18 protein-coding genes and 1 tRNA gene are annotated in these 20,602 nt (G+C 37.3%); 13 read left to right on the top strand and 6 right to left on the bottom strand.

Translation table 11 applies throughout. The features are described 5' to 3' along the window. Positions 1 to 14 precede the first annotated feature (14 nt). The 9 genes from trpCF to truB all read left to right on the top strand — a co-directional run bounded on the left by trpCF (position 15) and on the right by truB (position 9,914). The gene (trpCF, locus tag A9G08_RS09000; RefSeq protein WP_065563374.1) at positions 15 to 1,397 is read left to right on the top strand and encodes a bifunctional indole-3-glycerol-phosphate synthase TrpC/phosphoribosylanthranilate isomerase TrpF; all 1,383 of its coding nucleotides are present in this window, start codon (positions 15 to 17) and stop codon (positions 1,395 to 1,397) included. Between the two features lie 23 nt (positions 1,398 to 1,420). Continuing rightward, entirely contained in the window at positions 1,421 to 2,614 is a 1,194-nt protein-coding gene (gene trpB / locus A9G08_RS09005) for a tryptophan synthase subunit beta (RefSeq protein ID WP_065563375.1), read from the top strand. Next, complete coding sequence (gene trpA / locus A9G08_RS09010; protein ID WP_065563376.1) at positions 2,611 to 3,417, top strand: tryptophan synthase subunit alpha; 807 nt, start codon at positions 2,611 to 2,613, stop codon at positions 3,415 to 3,417. Before trpB ends, trpA begins: the two co-directional genes overlap by 4 nt. A 218-nt stretch (positions 3,418 to 3,635) precedes the next feature. Further along, a tRNA-Met gene (locus A9G08_RS09015) sits at positions 3,636 to 3,712 on the top strand. 185 nt (positions 3,713 to 3,897) lie between these two features. Beyond that, positions 3,898 to 4,359, top strand: a complete 462-nt coding sequence (gene rimP / locus A9G08_RS09020; RefSeq protein ID WP_065563377.1) for a ribosome maturation factor RimP — start codon at positions 3,898 to 3,900, stop codon at positions 4,357 to 4,359. A gap of 16 nt (positions 4,360 to 4,375) precedes the next feature. Continuing rightward, positions 4,376 to 5,851 carry a transcription termination factor NusA gene (nusA, locus tag A9G08_RS09025; protein WP_065563378.1) on the top strand — a complete coding sequence of 492 codons (1,476 nt, stop codon included), beginning with the start codon at positions 4,376 to 4,378 and terminating at the stop codon, positions 5,849 to 5,851. A 17-nt stretch (positions 5,852 to 5,868) separates the two neighbouring features. Beyond that, positions 5,869 to 8,517, top strand: a complete 2,649-nt coding sequence (gene infB, locus A9G08_RS09030) for a translation initiation factor IF-2 (protein ID WP_065563379.1) — start codon at positions 5,869 to 5,871, stop codon at positions 8,515 to 8,517. Positions 8,518 to 8,581: 64 nt separating this feature from the next. Next, a complete protein-coding gene (gene rbfA / locus A9G08_RS09035; protein WP_065559531.1) occupies positions 8,582 to 8,959 on the top strand; it encodes a 30S ribosome-binding factor RbfA in 378 nt (125 codons plus the stop codon). A gap of 64 nt (positions 8,960 to 9,023) precedes the next feature. Continuing rightward, positions 9,024 to 9,914: a tRNA pseudouridine(55) synthase TruB gene (truB, locus tag A9G08_RS09040; protein ID WP_065563380.1), complete on the top strand. Its 891-nt coding sequence runs from the start codon at positions 9,024 to 9,026 to the stop codon at positions 9,912 to 9,914. 25 nt (positions 9,915 to 9,939) lie between these two features. Here the strand turns inward: truB and A9G08_RS09045 are convergent, their stop codons facing one another. After that, positions 9,940 to 10,986: a LacI family DNA-binding transcriptional regulator gene (locus A9G08_RS09045; RefSeq protein WP_081299551.1), complete on the bottom strand. Its 1,047-nt coding sequence runs from the start codon at positions 10,984 to 10,986 to the stop codon at positions 9,940 to 9,942. Between the two features lie 174 nt (positions 10,987 to 11,160). Between A9G08_RS09045 and A9G08_RS09050 the strand changes: the two genes are divergently transcribed. The 3 genes from A9G08_RS09050 to dnaB are packed head-to-tail and all read left to right on the top strand — an operon-like array spanning position 11,161 to position 14,407. Then, positions 11,161 to 12,168 (top strand): aspartate-semialdehyde dehydrogenase, encoded by a 1,008-nt coding sequence (locus tag A9G08_RS09050; protein ID WP_065563382.1) that lies wholly within the window; start codon positions 11,161 to 11,163, stop codon positions 12,166 to 12,168. Further along, positions 12,155 to 12,946: a tRNA pseudouridine(38-40) synthase TruA gene (truA, locus tag A9G08_RS09055; RefSeq protein ID WP_065563383.1), complete on the top strand. Its 792-nt coding sequence runs from the start codon at positions 12,155 to 12,157 to the stop codon at positions 12,944 to 12,946. The genes A9G08_RS09050 and truA overlap by 14 nt, the downstream gene beginning before the upstream one ends. Before the next feature lie 33 nt (positions 12,947 to 12,979). Further along, on the top strand, positions 12,980 to 14,407 hold the full coding sequence (gene dnaB / locus A9G08_RS09060) for a replicative DNA helicase (RefSeq protein ID WP_267362479.1): 1,428 nt from the start codon (positions 12,980 to 12,982) through the stop codon (positions 14,405 to 14,407). Between the two features lie 35 nt (positions 14,408 to 14,442). Here the strand turns inward: dnaB and A9G08_RS09065 are convergent, their stop codons facing one another. The 4 genes from A9G08_RS09065 to A9G08_RS09080 are packed head-to-tail and all read right to left on the bottom strand — an operon-like array spanning position 14,443 to position 17,941. Next, the gene (locus A9G08_RS09065) at positions 14,443 to 15,273 is read right to left on the bottom strand and encodes a metal ABC transporter permease (RefSeq protein ID WP_065563385.1); all 831 of its coding nucleotides are present in this window, start codon (positions 15,271 to 15,273) and stop codon (positions 14,443 to 14,445) included. Then, entirely contained in the window at positions 15,270 to 16,124 is an 855-nt protein-coding gene (locus tag A9G08_RS09070; RefSeq protein WP_065563386.1) for a metal ABC transporter permease, read from the bottom strand. The genes A9G08_RS09065 and A9G08_RS09070 overlap by 4 nt, the downstream gene beginning before the upstream one ends. Continuing rightward, entirely contained in the window at positions 16,125 to 17,021 is an 897-nt protein-coding gene (locus A9G08_RS09075) for a manganese/iron ABC transporter ATP-binding protein (protein WP_081299552.1), read from the bottom strand. Continuing rightward, on the bottom strand, positions 17,021 to 17,941 hold the full coding sequence (locus tag A9G08_RS09080; RefSeq protein ID WP_065563387.1) for a metal ABC transporter substrate-binding protein: 921 nt from the start codon (positions 17,939 to 17,941) through the stop codon (positions 17,021 to 17,023). Before A9G08_RS09080 ends, A9G08_RS09075 begins: the two co-directional genes overlap by 1 nt. A 330-nt stretch (positions 17,942 to 18,271) precedes the next feature. Between A9G08_RS09080 and A9G08_RS09085 the strand changes: the two genes are divergently transcribed. Beyond that, positions 18,272 to 19,192 carry an L-lactate dehydrogenase gene (locus A9G08_RS09085; protein ID WP_065563388.1) on the top strand — a complete coding sequence of 307 codons (921 nt, stop codon included), beginning with the start codon at positions 18,272 to 18,274 and terminating at the stop codon, positions 19,190 to 19,192. A gap of 249 nt (positions 19,193 to 19,441) precedes the next feature. Here A9G08_RS09085 and A9G08_RS09090 read toward each other — a convergent pair whose 3' ends face one another. After that, positions 19,442 to 20,302 carry a hypothetical protein gene (locus tag A9G08_RS09090; RefSeq protein WP_065563389.1) on the bottom strand — a complete coding sequence of 287 codons (861 nt, stop codon included), beginning with the start codon at positions 20,300 to 20,302 and terminating at the stop codon, positions 19,442 to 19,444. Positions 20,303 to 20,602: the final 300 nt, after the last annotated feature.

The following is a 20,602-nucleotide window of genomic DNA, read 5'->3' on the forward strand; positions in this document are numbered from 1 at the left end:
GAGTGGAGAATAAGATGGCAATTGCAGCATTAACTGAAAATGTTGAAATGGCAACGGTCTTAAAAAAGATCATTGAAGATAAACAGCTATGGCTTGCCGAGCAACAAATTAAAAATCCACTGGCTAATTTTAAAAATAAAGTTGTACCTAGTGATCGTGATTTTTACCAAGCGTTAAATCAACCGAAAACGGTATTTATTTTAGAATGTAAAAAAGCATCGCCATCCAAGGGATTAATTCGAGATGATTTTGACCCAGCAAGTATAGCCAAAGTTTACAAAGATTATGCTTCGGCAATCTCAGTTTTAACTGACGAAAAATACTTTCAAGGTCGTTTTGAGTTTTTACCAATAGTACGTAATGAAGTCACCCAACCCGTACTTTGCAAAGACTTTATTATCGATGAATATCAGATTTACTTAGCACGTTATTATCAGGCTGATGCCATCTTGTTAATGTTATCGGTAGTCAATGATGATGAATATCGCCACTTAAGCCAAGTTGCTCACCAACTTAATATGGGGGTACTGACGGAAGCTAGTACCGAACAAGAAGTTGAACGAGCTATCAAACTTGGCGCTAAAGTGATTGGTATTAATAACCGTAATTTACGCGATCTGTCGGTTGATCTCAATCGGGTAAAAACTTTATCAAAAACAATCCCTGATGATCGAATCATTATTAGTGAATCAGGTATTTATACGCACAATCAAGTTAAAGATCTTAGCCATTATGCTAACGGTTTTTTAATTGGTAGTGCACTTATGTCTGAGCCAAACTTAACCTTAGCTATCCGTAAAGTAATGCTAGGTGAAAATAAAGTTTGTGGCTTAACCCAACCACAAGATGCAATAACCGTCTACCAAGCTGGTGCGGTTTATGGTGGATTAATTTTTGTGCCTAAATCACCAAGATATATAACACCGACTAAAGCGCGTAGTGTTATCGCATCGGCACCCTTGAATTGGGTTGGTGTTTTTAAAGATAGTGATATAGATGAAGTATGCGAAATAGCTAAACAACTATCACTTTATGCAGTGCAATTGCATGGTCATGAGGATGATAACTATATCAAAACACTTCGCCAAAAATTACCCTCAACCTGTCAGATCTGGAAAGCGTTAAGTATTAGCGATAACATCCCAAATCATGATAACCCACTAGTATCACGTTACATATTTGATAATGGTGCCGGTGGAACAGGTAAAAGTTTTGATTGGTCACTTTTGCGTGACAAAGATTTAAGTAATGTCATTTTGGCTGGAGGTATTAATCCGCAAAATGTGAGTGAGGCGCTCACTACCGATGTTATTGGTGTTGACCTTAATTCGGGCGTTGAAGTTTCACCAGGAATTAAAGATAAACAAAAAATCAAATTAGTATTTGAGCAAATTTAACTGATTACATTAAAGGAATGGTTATGTCTAAATTAAATCCTTATTTTGGCAAATTTGGTGGTCAATATGTGCCACAAATATTGATGCCTGTGCTTGAACAACTTGAGGATGCTTTTATATCGGCGATACACGATCCAAGTTTTCAAAAAGAATTTAACGATCTTTTGGTTAACTACGCTGGTCGCCCGACAGCATTAACACTGTGTAAAAATCTTACCGCAGGGACCAAAACAAAACTATATCTAAAACGTGAAGATTTAGTTCACGGTGGTGCGCATAAAACTAATCAAGTATTAGGCCAAGCATTACTCGCTAAAAGAATGGGTAAAACTGAAATTATTGCCGAAACTGGCGCAGGTCAGCATGGCGTTGCTTCAGCATTGGCGTGTGCATTATTGGGTTTAAAATGCCGAATATATATGGGGGCTAAAGATGTTAAACGCCAAGCTCCGAACGTATTTAGAATGCGACTCATGGGGGCAACAGTTATTCCGGTTGAAACCGGCTCTGCAACCTTGAAAGACGCTTGTAATGAAGCATTGCGAGATTGGTCTGGTAGTTATGAAACCGCTCACTATATGTTAGGTACAGCTGCTGGACCGCACCCATTCCCGACTATAGTGCGTGAATTCCAACAAATAATTAGCCGTGAAGCGAAACAACAAATTTTGGAAAAAGAGGGTCGATTACCTGATGCTGTCATCGCTTGTGTTGGTGGCGGTTCAAACGCAATTGGGATGTTTGCTAATTTTATTGATGATAAGTCAGTAAAATTAATTGGGGTTGAACCAGGAGGTCATGGCATCGAAAGTGGCGAACATGGTGCATCACTTAAACATGGTAAACTCGGTATTTACTTCGGTATGAAAGCCCCAATGATGCAAACCGAAGAAGGCCAAATTGAAGAGTCTTATTCGATTTCTGCAGGCCTTGATTTTCCAGCTGTTGGACCTCAACACGCTTATTTAGATAGTATTGGTCGGGCAGATTATGTTTCTATCACTGATGATGAAGCGCTTGAAGCGTTTCAGGCCTTATCACGCAATGAAGGAATTATTCCGGCTTTAGAGTCATCTCATGCCTTAGCCTATGCACTTAAGATGATTAAAGAAAATCCAAACAAAGAACAACTATTAATTGTCAATTTATCAGGTCGTGGCGATAAAGATATTTTTACGGTTTACGATGTATTAAAAGCAAAAGGAGAAATAGAATGAGCCGTTATCAAAAACTGTTTGACCGCTTAACAGTCGAAAAACGAGGTGCATTTGTTCCTTTTGTTCCAGTTGGTGACCCTAATCCACAGCTTTCCTATCAAATTATTCAAACAATGATTGATGCAGGGGCTGATGCGTTAGAACTAGGCATTCCTTTTTCTGACCCAATGGCAGATGGTCCAACTATACAAAATGCTAATATTCGTGCTTTTAATGGTGGCATAACCGTTGCCAAATGCTTCGAAATCTTAACCAAAATCCGCGAAAACAATCCTGATATTCCAGTTGGATTATTAATCTATGCCAATTTAGTATTTAAAAATGGTATTGATAACTTCTATGCGAAGTGCGCTAAAGCAGGGGTGGATTCAGTATTAATTGCTGATTTACCTGTAGAGTATGCTGAAGAGTTTACGGGTGCTGCTGAAAAACATAGCATCGCACCAATATTTATCTGTCCACCTAATGCGGACGATGAAGTGATTAAAAATATTGCTAAACGAGGCAAAGGTTATACTTACTTAGTATCACGAGCAGGAGTAACCGGTACAGAAAACCGTGCTAATAAACCACTCACTCATTTACTCGAAAAACTAACTGAATTTAAAGCACCACCAGCAATTCAAGGTTTTGGTATTTCAGAACCCGCTCAAGTTAGTGAAGCAATTAAATCGGGTGCAGCGGGAGCTATTGCTGGATCGGCAACGGTTAAAATCATTGAAAACAATCTTAACAATCCAGACAAAATGCTGAGTGAATTAACAACTTTCGTTAAAACCATGAAAGCAGCAACGCAAAAGTAACATCAACCAATGATTAATCCGCTGAATATTAGGCGGATTAATTCACTTGAAAAACGAATAATTATACATATATAAAACCCAACTATAGATTAATCATAATTGTTCACCAGTTAAAAATCATAGCCCCTTAGTTTCAATAACTTTAAGCTTTTTGTGAATTCTGATATGATTTTGGGTTGCAATTTTTACAAAATACAGTATAATCTTCAGCCATCTATCGCGGGGTGGAGCAGCTTGGTAGCTCGTCGGGCTCATAACCCGAAGGTCGTTGGTTCAAATCCAGCCCCCGCAACCACTTAAATTTTCATTCATATTAATCTATCCTATTTTTATTGTCTGAAAGTTCGAATCAAGTGGCTTCATTATATTATGTTTTATATGTAGCCTCGCTTGTCGGGGTTTTTTTATATTATTTAAACGTTAGTTTAAAAGGAATGTTGGGCTTTATGCCCTTTTTTATTTTCTGCAGTGGAGGTTTGTTTGGCTAATTTAGAACAGCAATTGACCGAAATCATCCAAGAGCCTGTTAATGCACTTGGCTTTGAGCTAGTTGGGGTTGAATACATTCGTGGTCGTTACCCAGTTTTGCGCGTATATATTGATAGTGAAAATGGTATTACCGTTGATGATTGTGCTGATGTTAGTCGACAAATTAGTGCGGTACTTGATGTAGAAGACCCAATTAAAGATGCTTACAATCTCGAGGTCTCTTCACCAGGTATGGATCGACCTTTGTTTACGCTTGAACATTACCAACGTTTTATTGGTGAAGAAGTCACAATAAGTTTGCGTATTCCTGTTGCCAATCGCCGCAAGTGGAAAGGAAAGATTAAATCCATTGATAATGAAATGATTACATTAATCGTGGATGAAAATGATGAAGTGTTTGCTTTTAGTAATATACAAAAGGCGAACATTGTACCTAATTTTAACCTTAAATAGAGTACGGGTGTAAAGGATGAATAAAGAAATTTTAGCTGTTGTTGAAGCGGTATCTAATGAAAAGGCACTTACACGTGACAAAATTTTCGAAGCGCTAGAAACCGCGTTAGCAACGGCCACTAAAAAGAAACATACTGTTGATATAGATGTTGTCGTAAAAATTGACCACAAAACGGGTGATTATGATACGTTCCGCCGTTGGTTAGTGGTTAATGAAGTGACTCAACCTACTAAAGAAATCACATTGGAAGCAGCTCAATTTGAAGATCCTAATGTAAAAGTAGGTGACTATGTTGAAGAACAAATTGAATCAGTCGCATTCGACCGCATTACAACACAAACAGCTAAACAAGTCATCGTTCAAAAAGTACGCGAAGCTGAGCGTGCTATGGTTATTGACATGTTTAGAAACCGAATTGGTGATATCGTAACGGGTATTGTTAAAAAGACCAACCGTGATAGTGTTATCCTTGATTTAGGTAATAACGCTGATGCAATGATGTCTCGCCATGATATGTTACCACGTGAAAACTTCCGAATTGGTGACCGTGTTCGAGGTATTTTATATCTTGTAGAACAAGATAATAAACCAGCACAGCTCTGTGTTAGTCGTTCAAATCCTGAAATGATGGAAGAACTATTCCGTATAGAAGTACCTGAAATCGGCGAAGAGATGATCGACATCAAAGGTGTTGCTCGTGATCCAGGTTCTCGCGCTAAAATTGCTGTTAGCAGTAATGACCGCCGTATTGACCCTGTTGGTGCATGTGTTGGTATGCGAGGTGCTCGCGTTCAAGCTGTTTCAAATGAATTTGGTGGTGAACGTATTGATATTGTTTTATGGGATGATAACCCAGCTCAATATGTTATTAATGCTATGGCACCAGCCGATGTAGTATCTATCGTAGTTGATGAAGACAAACACACTATGGATGTTGCCGTTAATGCCGATACCTTACCGCAAGCTATCGGCCGTAATGGACAAAATATCCGTTTAGCATCACAACTTACTGGTTGGACGTTAAACGTCATGAGTACTGAAGATCTTCAAGAAAAACACCAAGCAGAATCTTTCGCAGCAATCAATAACCTAATGAAACATTTAGATATTGAAGAAGATCTTGCACAACTTTTAGTTGAAGAAGGATTTACTTCACTTGAAGAGCTTGCTTATGTACCAGTAGATGAGTTACTTGAAATTGAAGAACTTGATGAAGAACTGGTTGATGCATTAAGAAATCGAGCAAAAGATGCCTTAACGACTATCGCACTTGCTCACAGTGGTGATAAACGACCTGCACAAGATCTATTAGATCTACCAGGTATGACACAAGAATTAGCCTATCAATTAGCACAACAAGATATTGTGACTCTAGAAGATTTAGCTGAACAAGGTACAGATGATCTTACAGACATTGAAGGTTTAACAAGCAAACAAGCTGGCGATTTTATTATGGCTGCCCGTAATATTTGTTGGTTTGCAAATGAATAATTGAGGGAAAGTTATACATGACCAAAGTATCAATCGAAACACTGGCTCAAGAAATAAATACACCAGTGCAAACACTTTTGCAACAGTTTGCTGATGCGGGAATGAAAAAGACTGCATCAGATACTGTTACTCAAAAGGAAAAAGAAGCTTTGCTTGCGCATTTAAAACCTCAGCAAGGCCCAACAAAATTAACTTTACAACGTAAAACACATTCAACACTAAATGTGTCAAGCGGTGGTGGCAAAAGTAAAGAAATCAAAGTCGAAGTTCGTAAAAAACGCACTATCGTGAAACAAGATCCTGCTGAATTAGAAAAAGCGCGTCTTGAAGCGGAACAAAAAGCGAAACAAGAAGCTGAATTGAAAGCACGTAAAGAGGCTGAAGAAAAAGCTAAACAAGAGGCTCAAGAGCAGAAGAAACGCGAAGAAGCCGAAGCTAAAAAACGCAATCAAGAAGAAAAAGCGAAAGTTGCTCAAGAACAAGCAGCTGATCCAAAAGTCAAAAAAGCGCAAGAAGAAAAAGCTCGCTTAGAAGCCGAAGCAAACGAAATCAAGCGTAAAGCGGAAGAAGAAAACCGTCGTAAACTTGAAGAAGAAGCCAAACGCATGGCGGAAGAAGCGCGCAAACTTGCTGAACAATATAGCGATAGTGATGAAACAGATAACAGTGATGATGATGACTATCATGTCACTACATCTAAATATGCTCGTGCAGCTGAAGATGATACCGACCGTGAAGTTGAAGGTGGTCGTGGTCGTGGACGCGGTAGCAAACAGACTAAACAGAAAAAATCGAGCAAATTATCAGAAGGTAAAGCAGAACGTGAAGAAGCGCGTGCCGTAACGCGTAGTAGCCACAAGAAGAAAGGCAAAAGTACTTTACAACAAAGCTTTACTAAACCGGTTCAAGCGATTAACCGCGATGTGGTTATTGGTGAAACCATCACTGTTGCCGAACTTGCTAACAAAATGGCAGTAAAAGGTTCAGAAGTGATCAAAACCATGATGAAAATGGGTGCAATGGCAACCATCAATCAGGTTATTGACCAAGAAACCGCTCAACTTGTTGCTGAAGAAATGGGACACAAAGTGGTACTTCGTCGTGAAAACGAACTTGAAGAATCACTAATGAGCGACCGTGATACTGGTGCAGAAAAAGTTTCTCGCGCACCTGTTGTGACTATCATGGGCCATGTTGACCATGGTAAAACCTCACTACTTGACTATATTCGTAAAGCAAAAGTTGCTTCAGGCGAAGCTGGTGGTATTACTCAGCACATCGGTGCTTACCATGTTAAAACCTCAAGCGGAGAAATCACATTCTTAGATACTCCAGGCCATGCTGCATTTACATCAATGCGTGCTCGTGGTGCTAAAGCAACTGACATCGTGGTATTAGTTGTTGCAGCTGATGATGGTGTGATGCCACAAACTATTGAGGCGATTCAACATGCGAAAGCGGCAAATGTACCAATCGTTGTTGCAGTAAACAAAATTGATAAACCAGAAGCCGATCCGGAACGTGTCAAAGGTGAACTTGCTCAATATGGCGTGATGTCAGAAGATTGGGGCGGTGATACTCAGTTCGTTCATGTTTCAGCAAAAGCTGGTACGGGAATTGACCAACTACTTGAAGCGATTTTATTACAAGCAGAAGTACTTGAACTTACTGCTTATGAATCAGGTATGGCTAGCGGTGTCGTTATCGAATCATTCCTTGATAAAGGTCGTGGTTCTGTTGCTACAGTACTTGTTCAATCAGGTACCTTACGTAAAGGTGATATCGTATTATGTGGATTTGAATATGGTCGTATTCGTGCAATGCGCAACGAATTAGGTAAAGAAGTTACCGAAGCGGGCCCATCAATTCCGGTTGAGATTTTAGGTCTTTCAGGTGTACCGTCAGCAGGTGATGAAGCAACAGTTGTACGTGATGAAAAGAAAGCACGTGAAGTTGCCTTATATCGTCAAGGTAAATTCCGTGATGTTAAACTTGCACGTCAACAAAAAGCGAAACTTGAAAACATGTTTACTAACATGACTGAAGGTGACGTATCTGAACTTAATATCGTCCTTAAAGCTGACGTACAAGGTTCGGTTGAAGCAATTTCTGATTCATTACTAAAACTATCAACAGATGAAGTTAAAGTTAAAATCATTGGTTCAGGCGTAGGAGGTATCACCGAAACTGATGCATCACTTGCAGCAGCATCTAATGCTATCATCCTTGGTTTTAATGTTCGTGCCGATGCTTCAGCGCGTAAAGTTGTTGAAGCTGAAAACTTAGATTTACGTTACTATTCAGTTATTTATGACTTAATTGATGAAGTTAAACAAGCCATGAGCGGTATGCTTGCTCCAGAATACAAGCAAGAAATTATTGGTCTTGCTGAAGTGCGTGATGTATTTAAATCACCTAAATTTGGTGCAATCGCTGGTTGTATGGTAACTGAAGGCGTAGTTAAACGTCATAACCCAATTCGTGTATTACGAGATAACGTGGTTATCTATGAAGGCGAACTTGAATCATTACGTCGCTTCAAAGATGACGTTAACGAAGTTCGTAATGGCATGGAGTGTGGTATTGGTGTTCGTAACTACAATGATGTTCGCGTTGGCGATACTATCGAAGTCTTTGAAACTGTCGAAATCCAGCGTACTATTTAGTTAATACGCTAAATAAGCAAGGTTTTTATAAACCTTGCTTATTCACATTTTAAGGAAAATAGATATGGCAAAAGCATTTAATCGATCGTCTCGGGTCGGACACGAATTACAAAAAGAGATTGCGATTATTTTACAGCGTGAAATCAAAGATCCACGTTTAGGCATGGTAACGGTTTCGGGTGTAGATATTTCACGTGATCTCTCTTATGCAAAAGTGTTTGTAACGTTTTTAAACGATGATGATCCACAAGTTATCGAGCAAGGATTGACTGTCTTAAATGATGCTAAAGGGTATATTCGAACACTCATTGGTAAAGCAATGCGTTTACGAATTATTCCTGAAATTAAATTCTTTTATGATGAATCACTTGTTAAAGGTATGCAGATGTCTAGTCTAGTATCTGATGTTATTAAACAAGATAACGAACGTCATAAAGATTAATAATAAAATTGCTCAATATTGTAAAAAATATTGAGGAGTGTGATCCGTTTCAAATAAAATATCGATGATGAATATAAAAAAAACTCGCCGTGATGTTCACGGCGTTTTGTTATTAGACAAACCACAAGGCATGACATCTAATGATGCCTTACAAAAAGTGAAAAGATTATTCAACGCAAAAAAAGCAGGGCATACTGGCGCGCTAGATCCATTAGCCACTGGAATGTTACCTATCTGTTTTGGCGAAGCGACGAAATTTTCACAATACTTGTTAGATTCTGACAAACGCTATCGCGTGATCGCCAAATTGGGTGAGCGTACTGACACGTCTGATGCGGATGGTCAAATAATTTCAACTAGATCGGTTAATATTACTCAATCACAAATCGAAGAAGCATTAACTCATTTTCGCGGTGATATTTTACAAGTTCCAACCATGTTTTCGGCTTTAAAATATCAAGGCAAACCACTTTATGAATATGCTCGCCAAGGTATTGTTATAGAGCGAGAAGCTAGACCCATTACAATTTATGACAACCAGTTTATCCAATACGATTCAACTAAGCACGAATTAACCTTAGAAATCCATTGTTCAAAAGGGACTTATATTCGTACCATTATTGATGATTTAGGTGAATTACTTGGCTGTGGTGCACATGTAATTTATTTAAGACGTCTACAAGTATCAAATTATCCTATCGATAATATGATCACCCTAGATGAATTGCAAAATGAACCAATGCTTATGCCAGTCGATAGCCCACTACAAGACCGCCCTAAAGTGGTATTAAGTGAAAGCCAAGGTAAAGACATTTTATTAGGTAGAACCGTAATTGTTGAAAATAGTGTAAGCGTTGAAACATTAGTAAGAATTTATCAAGGCCAACAATTTATTGGTGCAGGAACTCAAATCCTTAATAAATTGTCACCTAAAAGATTAATTTCAACATCCTAATTAAATCGTTAATCAATTTAAAATATTAGCAATTAGTAAAAAACATTTCTGTATCAATAGTATGGCATTGTGATAATGATGTCATATTATGTTCAAGAAGATCACATAACAATTGTGCTGATTTACATCCCATTTTGTATAAAGGCTTATTGACTCTACTCAATTGATCTAATTCATTATATTGAAGATCATTGGTATGGCTAATATAAGTAATCGCCAGCGGATGTAGTAATTGTGATTGGCTCTTTTTGACTTGGTGTAATGCGCCAAAAAGTGAACGATAATTCGATAAATAATTTTGCGTATGATAACAATCATAACAAGAGAGACTACTCAAATCCTCAAAAATAACGGCTGTCGGCGGCTTATTGCTTTGAAGTAGTGTCTTAATGGCATCTCGCCCATGTTCATACGTAAGGCAACCTTGAATGACATAATCACTATCGATCGGCATATTGATTCGTTGAAAAGCCTGTTGATAGCCTTGCAAGAAAAATGAGGAGTTAGTATTTTTATCGCTATTAATAAAAATTGCGATCTTATTATGCCCCTGCTCAATTAAATGCTGAGTGGTTTGATATCCAATTGTCAGATGATCGAAATGAACACAGGTAAAATTCTTCTTAAAATGATTAACAAATACAATGGGTGGTAATGAATTTTTATAACTATATAGCTGGGTAAGGTAGGGAGCTTGATTTATAATGATAATGCCAATAAAACAATTTTGCTTAATATATTGAATTAAATAATAGAGATCATTTTTAACCTTATAAGGAAATTGTAAATAAAACAGTTGAAACCCAGCTTCATGTAAAACTTGCTCAATACCAAAATTGATTAAGCTTTTAGAGATAAGCTGATTATCAACAACTAAAATTTTATTGCTTTCATGAACGGGTTGATAATCTTTTAAATTTTTTGATAGATCAACATTTAAAGCCTTCATCGCCTGATAAACCAGAAATTGAGTTTGTGGAGATGTTAGGTTGGGTGTTCTTAATACTCTTGATACAGATGCGATTGAAACCTTTGCCTCTTTCGCTATCATCGATAATGAGATCTTCGCCATAATTATAAATTTAGTTAAATATAAAATTACTTTAACGAGGATTATTAAAATTGTAATCAACTAAAATTCAATTTTTCGAGCAAGATTCCAAAATTTAGAAAATATCTTTTTTCCAAAATCTTTAACAATAAAGTGGTATAATTGCCATTAAATACTTTAATTCGGGTTTATCATATGTCTGCATGGAATATCGCCATTGTTGGTGCGACAGGACAAGTAGGTTCTGCGCTAATTGAGTTATTAAATGACTCAAAAACTATTGAAATTGAAAATCTTTATTTAGTCGGTAGCGACAATAGCGCTGGCGAAGTAATTCGTTTTGCCGGTAAAAATTTAACCGTCATTGATAGTGAGCAAATGGATTGGAGCCAATGCCATTTTGCCTTTTTTGTTGCAGGTACTAAAACTAGCGAAAAATATGCTCAAACAGCTGCTCAAGCAGGCTGTATCGTTATTGATGCGAGCGGATTTTTTGCTGATCAAGACCATATCCCATTAATTGTACCTAAAGTAAATAACAGCGTATTAACCGAATATCGCAATGAAAATATCATTGCTGTTGCAAGCCCAACCGTATCTCAATTATTACGTTGCGTTGCATCACTAACCGATATTCAATTACTGACTAATCTTCATTTAACCAGCTTTATTCCTTCATCATTATATGGCAAGCCAGGTGTGGATGAACTGGCAGGACAAAGCGCTAGATTACTCAATGGAATGCCAGTTGATAACGAGCTATTTGACAATCAACTTGCCTTTAACTTATTACCGCTTTCGCATGAGTCTGATCACCAAAGTTTAGGTGAACACACTCAAATTAACCAAATTCGTAAAGTGATAAGTAATTATGATTTACCTATCTCAATTGAATCCGTTATTGTGCCGGTATTTTATGGACTAGCTCAAGCGGTGAATGTTTCCAGTAGCTTGCCCATTGAATTAGACATGGCTCGTTTTAGTGAATTTGGCGTTGAAGTAAAAAGTGAAGATTTACCAACCCCAGTAACCGAAGTCAATACCGAAGGTGAAAAGAACTTAACCATTAAACTCGCTAATTTACGACACAGCTATGGAAATTATGAACAAATTCAATTTTGGTCAGTAGCAGATAATATCCGTTACTTAGGTGGACTAATGTTAATCGAGACACTTGAGATCCTGATTAATGACTACCTCTAAAATTGCATTAGGTATCGAATATGATGGTAGTGGCTATTTTGGTTGGCAACGACAACAGCACGTTGACTCTATTCAAGAAAGATTAGAATCGGCTTTGTCTGTCATAGCTAACGAGCCAATAGCCGTATTTTGTGCAGGACGAACCGACGCTGGTGTACATGCCACAGGGCAAGTAATTCATTTTGAAACCAACGCTCAGCGCGGTGAGGCAGCATGGACAATGGGCGTAAACTCTCATCTTCCTGACAATATCGCTGTACGGTGGTCAAAAAGTGTGGATGACAGTTTTCATGCTAGATTTAGCGCAACGGCTCGACGTTACCGATATGTGATTTATAATCATCGTTATCGTCCAGCAATTTTGGCCAAAGGCGTAACGCATTATTATCTGCCATTAAATGAAGAACTGATGCACCAAGCGGGGCAATATTTATTAGGTGAAAATGATTTCTCATCATTTAGAGCTGCACAGTGTCAATCGCGAACGCCCTGGCGTAATATTCATCATATTAAAGTTACAAGACAGGGTGAATATGTTATTGTCGATATCAAAGCAAATGCCTTTGTACATCATATGGTACGCAATATTGTCGGAAGTTTGTTAGAAGTTGGTGCAGGTAATCAACCACCGCAGTGGATTGATGAGCTATTAAAAGCGAAAGATCGTACTCAAGCTGCAGCAACCGCGAAACCTGAAGGTTTATATTTGGTTCAGGTAGATTATCCATTAGAATATCAAATTCCTGATTGCGCTTTAGGGCCATTATTTATAAAGTAAGCAAATTAGCTATAGATTAAATTAAATAAAAAGATGAATGCAATGAATACTGATGATTCAAATAAAGAACTCAAAAATCAAGACGCAAAAAAATCAAAAGTACAAAATATAAAATTACCACCTCACTCAATCGAGGCAGAACAAGCTGTGCTTGGTAGCCTAATGCTGGATAATCAGCGTTGGGATGTTGTTGCTGAAATGATTACCGACCGTGATTTTTATTCTCGTCATCACCAACTCATATTTTCAGAAATGCATACCTTAGTCAGTCGTGGTACCCCGATTGACTTAATCACTTTGTCTGAAAGCTTAGAAAGTAAAGACTTACTTGTTGATGTGGGGGGATTTGCTTATTTAGCTGAGTTATCGAAAAACACACCAAGCGCCATTAACGTAGTGGCTTATACCGACATTATTCGCCAGCAAGCGATATTGCGGGAACTGATTAGTGCTTCAAATGAAATTGCTGATAACTGTTACTCAACTGAAGGCCGAGACAGTACCGAAATTTTAGACTTAGCTGAAAGCAAAATCTTCCAAATTGCCGAAAGCCGTACTAAGCAGGGTGAAGGACCGAAAAATATTACCGATGTGCTAGAAGCTACCGTCGCAAAAATTGAAGAGTTATTCCAGCGTCCACATGATGGCGTGACAGGGGTCTCAACCGGCTTCCTTGATTTAGATAAAAAAACCGCAGGATTACAGCGTTCAGACTTAATTATTATTGCCGCTCGTCCATCAATGGGTAAAACCACATTTGCGATGAACCTTTGTGAAAACGCCGCTATGATGCAAGATAAGCCGGTACTAATCTTTAGTTTAGAAATGCCATCAGAACAGATTATGATGCGTATGCTGGCCTCGTTATCACGTGTTGATCAGACTCGTATTCGTACAGGCCAACTACAAGATGATGATTGGGCAAGAATATCGAGCACCATGGGATTACTGCTGGAAAAGAAAAACATCTACATTGATGACTCATCAGGATTAACCCCTATGGAACTACGCTCACGAGCAAGACGAATTTACCGTGAACATAAAGGATTAAGTATGATCATGGTCGATTACTTACAGCTGATGCGAGTACCAAACATATCAGAAAACCGAACTCTTGAAATTGCAGAGATCTCACGCTCATTAAAAGCATTAGCCAAAGAGTTACAAATTCCGGTTGTTGCTCTTTCACAGCTAAACCGAAGCTTAGAACAACGCGCCGATAAACGACCAGTTAACTCCGACTTACGTGAATCAGGATCTATCGAACAAGATGCCGATGTAATTATGTTCATCTATCGTGACGAAGTATATAACGAAGCATCAGAACATAAAGGTATTGCAGAAATCATCTTAGGTAAACAGCGAAATGGTCCAATTGGTAAAGTACGCTTAACTTTCCAAGGTCAATTCTCAAGGTTTGATAATTACGCTGATGCGGGTAAATATTTGGATGACGAATAATTGAAGTATCGTAAATGTGAAAAACAATACTTCAATTAACGCCTTATTTTTTTATTAGCGTAGATCCGATAAAACTGGGCAAGAGTAAAAATCACTGCTTGTAAAATCACAATACAAGCACTGGTTGACGCATCTATATGAAAACTGATTAAAGTACCAGTTACCGTTGAAAATACCGATACAATTACTGCAATCACTAACATCTTTTCAAAACGTTTAGTCAATAAAAATGCGGTTATGCCCGGCGCAATTAACATCGCAATCACCAAAATAACACCTGCAGCTTTAAGTGATCCAACAATAGTCAATGCTAAAATACTTAATAAACCGTAATGTAATAATTTAACTGGCAAACCAACTACTCTTGCTTGTACGGGATCAAAACAATACAGCATTAAATCACGGCGTTTAATGATAACTAAAATCGAAACAATGCTTGCAATCGTAATAATTTGGATGAGTTCTTGATAGCTTGTTCCCAACACACTACCAAATAAAATATGATTCAAATGTTGCGACGTTTCCACTTTAGAAAACAGCACTAAACCAAAAGCAAACATTCCCGAAAAAACGATGCCCATCACAGTATCTTCCTTTATTCGACTGTTATCTTTAATGTAACCAGTAGCAACCGAACAAAATAACCCCGACGCAAATGCACCAATTATTAAAGGGATCCCAGCTAAATAAGCAAGTACAATACCGGGTAATACCGCGTGAGAAATAGCATCGCCCATCAACGACCAGCCTTTTAACACTAAAAAACATGACAGCAGGGCACAAACAATACCGGTAGCGAGGGCCGCTAGAATAGCACGTTGAACAAAAGGAATTGTAAGAGGATGATAGATAAGTTCCCATGTCATACTGAACCTCCTTGTCTTGCTTGGCTGATTCGGCGTGAAACCAACCCTTGTCTTGGTGCAAATAAAAATGCAGCCAAAAAGACTAAAGTTTGTAATGTCACAATCACACCACCTGTTTCACCATTAAGGAAATAACTGATCCAAGCGCCAATTGCACTCGTCAGCGCACCGATGATAACTGAAATAATTAACAACCGTGAAAATCTATCGGTAAGTAAGTAAGCTGTCGCGCCAGGGGTTACTACCATCGCTATGACCAAGATTGCACCGACCGTTTGCAGTGCAGCAACAGTACAGGCACTTAAAATAGTAAAAAAAAGAATCTTTAACTGTAATGGTTTTAAGCCAATTGAACGAGCATGAGTTTCATCAAAAAAGACCACTAACAGATCCTTCCAAAAAAACAGTAGCAAAATCAGTGAAACTAAAATAATAATTTGCACTTGCCACATATCACTATCATCAATTCCCAAAATATTACCAAAAATAATAGTTTGCACATTAACAGAAGTTGGATTTAGTGAAATGATTAAAAGACCAATAGCAAAAAAGGTCGAAAAGATAAAACCAATAATAGCATCTTCTTTTAAACGAGTGAAAGCACGTACAATTGTTATTGATAAAGCTGCTAACAAACCGGTAAAAAAAGCGCCCACTGAATAAGGTAAGCCAAGCGCATAAGCACCTGCCACACCGGGCACTACTGAATGCGAAAGGGCATCGCCCATTAAAGACCAGCCTTTTAACATCAAAAACGCCGACAAAAATGCGCAAGCTGCACCAACAATACTACTTACCCAAATGGCTTTTAACATAAAGCCATAAGTAAAAGGTTCAAGAAGCAGTTCCATTTAGTGTTGCCCTTTAGTTTCAATAACAGTTGGTTCGACTAGAAAATCTTTGTGAGCCGAGTCATCATTGCCTTCACCATAAAATATAGCTGCCCGCTCATCATCAGTTAAAATAGACATTTTACGAGGATCTTCATCTTGATGTAATTGCTCACCAGACAAGCTTAAATAACGTAGTGCGCCACCAAATGTCATCATCAAATTTTGTGGGGTAAATGTTGTTTTAGTTTCACCAAAAGCCAACACGGTTTGATTAATCAACACTACCTGATCACAAAACTCTGGCACACTACCTAAATTGTGGGTAGAAACTAAAATCAAATGGCCTTCATCACGAAGATCTTTAAGCAGATCGATAATGGCATTTTCGGTTTTCACATCAACGCCCGTAAATGGCTCGTCTAATAATAACACCTTACCTTGTTGAGCCAAAGCTCTAGCTAAAAAGACACGTTTTTTTTGACCGCCAGAAAGTTGACCAATCTGGCGATGCTTAAAATCCAACATATTGACTCGTTCTAGTGCCAGATCGACTTGTCTTTTATCTTCCTTACTTGGTATTCGTAAAAAAGACATATGACCATAACGCCCCATCATCACCACATCCGATACCAAAACCGGAAAATCCCAATCGACTTCTTCAGTTTGAGGAACATAGGCAATAATATTTTGCTTTAATGTTTGTTTTACCGAAATATCATTAAACGTCACTTGTCCTTTAGTGGGTTTTATCATCCCCATAATGCTTTTAAATAGTGTCGATTTCCCACTACCATTAACGCCGACAAGTGCACAGATAGTGCCACCATTCAAACGAAAACTCGCATCATGAATTGCTGTATGACCATTATTATAGGTCACGGTAATATCATCAACATTTAAGCAAATTTGAGTCATTATTTTTCGAATCCTTTAGCGATTGTTTCAACCGTCACTTTTAATAAATCGATATAAGTAGGAACAGGGCCATCTTTAGTAGAAAGTGAATCAACATACAACACACCACCATAAGTAGCGCCAGTTTCTTTACTTACCTGCTTAGCAGGTTTATCAGAAATCGTACTCTCACTAAATAAAACAGGTATATTATTAGCACGCACTAAATCAATAAGATGCTTAACTTGTTTAGGTGTACCTTGTTGCTCGGCATTAATCGGCCAGAGATACGCCTCTTTAAGATTATAATCACGTGCTAAATAACTAAAAGCGCCTTCACTGGTCACTAACCAACGCTGTGATTCAGGGATCTTAGCTAAACGCTCACGAAGTGGTGCATCAAGCGCCTTAATTTTTGCCACATATTCTGCGGCATTCTTATTATATATTTCGGCGTTTTTCGGATCATATTTAACCAAAGCCGCACGAATATTTTCGACATAAGTTAAAGCAAGTGTTGGTGACATCCAAGCATGAGGATTTGGATTACCTTTATAGCTACCTTCTTGAATCGGCATTGGCTCAATGCCTTCTGTTACGACAACTGAAGGCACATCTTTAATATCTTCAAAAAAGCGCTCAAACCAAAGTTCTAAGTTTAAACCATTCCACAACACCAAATCGGCAGACAGTGCTTTATTAATATCTTGTGGTGTAGGATCGTATTCATGAATTTCGGCGCCAACTTTAGTGATTGACTCCACAACCGCGGCATCACCAGCCACGTTTTGGGCAATATCTTGTATAACAGTAAATGTGGTAACAACTTTAAATTTTTTCTCATCAGCTGATGATGAATTGGTCAGACCGGTCAAAACCAACAGCGATGCTAAAATCGCATTTAATAATGTCTTACGGCTTTTAAAAAAATTGAATTTCATTGATTAATCCTTATTGTATACTATCTGTTCGAACTCAATCAAGTACAGAAAATAAGCTGTAGATAAACGATCAGAAATGTACGAAATCCTTTTCTAGATCACTCCCTATTACTTTAAAAATGCAAAAATGATACTTTAAATGTTAATGAGAATTATTATCATTAATAAAATAAAAGTCAAATTTTTTATTACTCAATATTAAACAAAAATACAAAAAAAGCGTAGCCAACTACATCTATTAGAACGATAGATAATGTAGTGTTAAACTGGAGATGATATTGCACCCCATCAAAAAAGTAGAATGACAACTTATAAATAACGAGGCTAAATATGAAACTACGTAAAGTAATGATTATTGGTGTAGGAAATGTCGGTTCAACCACCGCTTATACATTAGTCAATCGTGGATTTTGTGAAGAGATCGCACTAGTCGACCTTAATAAAGACTTAGCTTACGGTCACGCACAAGATCTACTTGATGCTGCCGCTTATCGCCAAAACATGATAAAAGTCAGTTTACGTGAATCGACGGACTGTGCTGATATCGATATAGCCATTATTACTGTCACCTCAGGGCTGGCACAAAAAAGCAGGGCAGAAGAGCTGTCAGGCACATCTAAAATCATGGCTAATCTTATTCCCAACATGATGAAAAGCGGATTCAAAGGCATATTCCTAATTGCCACAAACCCGTGTGATGCAATTACTTATCAAGTCTGGAAACTATCTGATTTACCTCGTCATCGCGTCATTGGTACAGGTGTTTGGCTCGATACAGTTCGCCTGCGACGATTACTCGGCGAACAAATGGATATCGGACCACAAAGTATTGATGCTTTTATTGTGGGAGAACATGGTGACTCACAATTTCCAGTATGGTCACACTCTTCAATTTATGGCATAAATCTTAATCAACTTGAAAAAAATAAAATTAATTTTGCGGACATTGGTACTAAAGCTAAAAATAAAGGCTTTGAAATCGTCAAATACAAACACTGCACCGAATACGGCATTGCCAGCACGATTGCTGAAATTTGCCAACACATCTTCACCAACAGCCATCGAGCATTAGCATTAAGTTGTATTTTAGATGGTGAATATGGGTATAAAGATGTCGCTATAGGGGTACCGGCAATTTTAGATCAGCATGGTATTAAAAAAGTGATACAACTTGATTTTAACGATCAGGAAAAACAGCTATTTGATACAAGCATTAATATTGTGAAAGGTTATATTCAACATATTAATTAATCTTATTAAAGTTAAAACTTATGTCATACTTTTATCAGCTAATAGCGATAAGTATTTTATCTGATTCTATTTAAAGCCGATTAATAAATCGGCTTCTTGTACAATTTGATTTTTGATGATTGGGTAAATTAACATCATAAAAATGGCGTATAGTCATTTTGTTGCAATTAATATGCAATCTTTTCTTACCACATTGAACACACTCAAAGAGATAACCAGTCAGTGCGCCATCTTTGGATAATGACGTTCTTACTCCTCAATAAGATGAATTGTTTCCTGCAATTTTTTCAATTCAGCAGTACTTAGAAAATAATTAATAGAATTTTTAATATAATCAGCTATTTGTTTATATGTTTGTAAATTATCGGATATAGGATAACAGTCAATATAATGACTAAATGACACGATATCATCAATATCGGCAAACTGTTGCTTGGTAAGTTTATTCAAATATTGCTTTAAATTTTTAGTTTGACAGTTTACCGGAGAGGCTTGTAACCAAAACTGATTGTCATGAAACTGATAAGTTAAATCAATAGCTTTTTTATATTGATAGATATCGTCTTTTACCTCCGCTACATAGCCGAGTTCATAAACAGCGTCTAGTTTAATATGAAATAGTTGATCTTTAATCGTGGATGAAAAGTAAAATATGTGATCTTCATGTCCAGTTTTTCCCGCTACCATTAATTCATCTAGATATTTTCCACTTTTGTCAAAAGCATTAACTAATTTGATATCTTCGTTGAAACCTTCGCCTATACCATCAAAAGTAAAATCATAGAGTATAAATTTGATATCACCCATTTCAAAGCGACCAATAGCTTTTAGATTTTTTAGCGTAAAATAGTTGTCGGTTTCAACAATAGGCTTATCATAATAGCTATAATCATCATCATCGAAATGAAAAAATTTGCTATCAACATATATTCCATTGACGGTATTATAGCTATCAATAGGCATGGATAAAACAGGTAAACTTTGATAGAAGTCATCGAAGGAATCAAAATGCTTTCTATGATTATATGAGTTATCATTGGCAAACACTACATGAGTGTTAAACAGAGTAAAAAATATCGCTAAACATAAAGTAGAAACTATTTTTTTCATTTTCCTATAAAATCCTTTTTTATTACTAAATATTTACAATTTTTGCAGTCAGTATATTTCATGAAATAAGTTTTTCTTTCTGCAATGTTACATCTTCATAACTATTTAATTATGTAGATAAATTATGGCATTAGTTTTGACCAAAAATCCAGATTTATCTGATTGTTGAGATTAAAGCATTTAGTAATGGGATAATTATTGGAAATTATAGAAATAATGGAAAGTGGTGTTGTGATAGCAGCAATTTCGCCAATGAATTTAAGAAAGGTATCAGGTTTCGTTTAATAGAATAGTTAAATT

The organism is Gilliamella sp. wkB195 (genome assembly GCF_001690445.1).
Classification (GTDB): domain Bacteria; phylum Pseudomonadota; class Gammaproteobacteria; order Enterobacterales; family Orbaceae; genus Gilliamella; species Gilliamella apicola_E.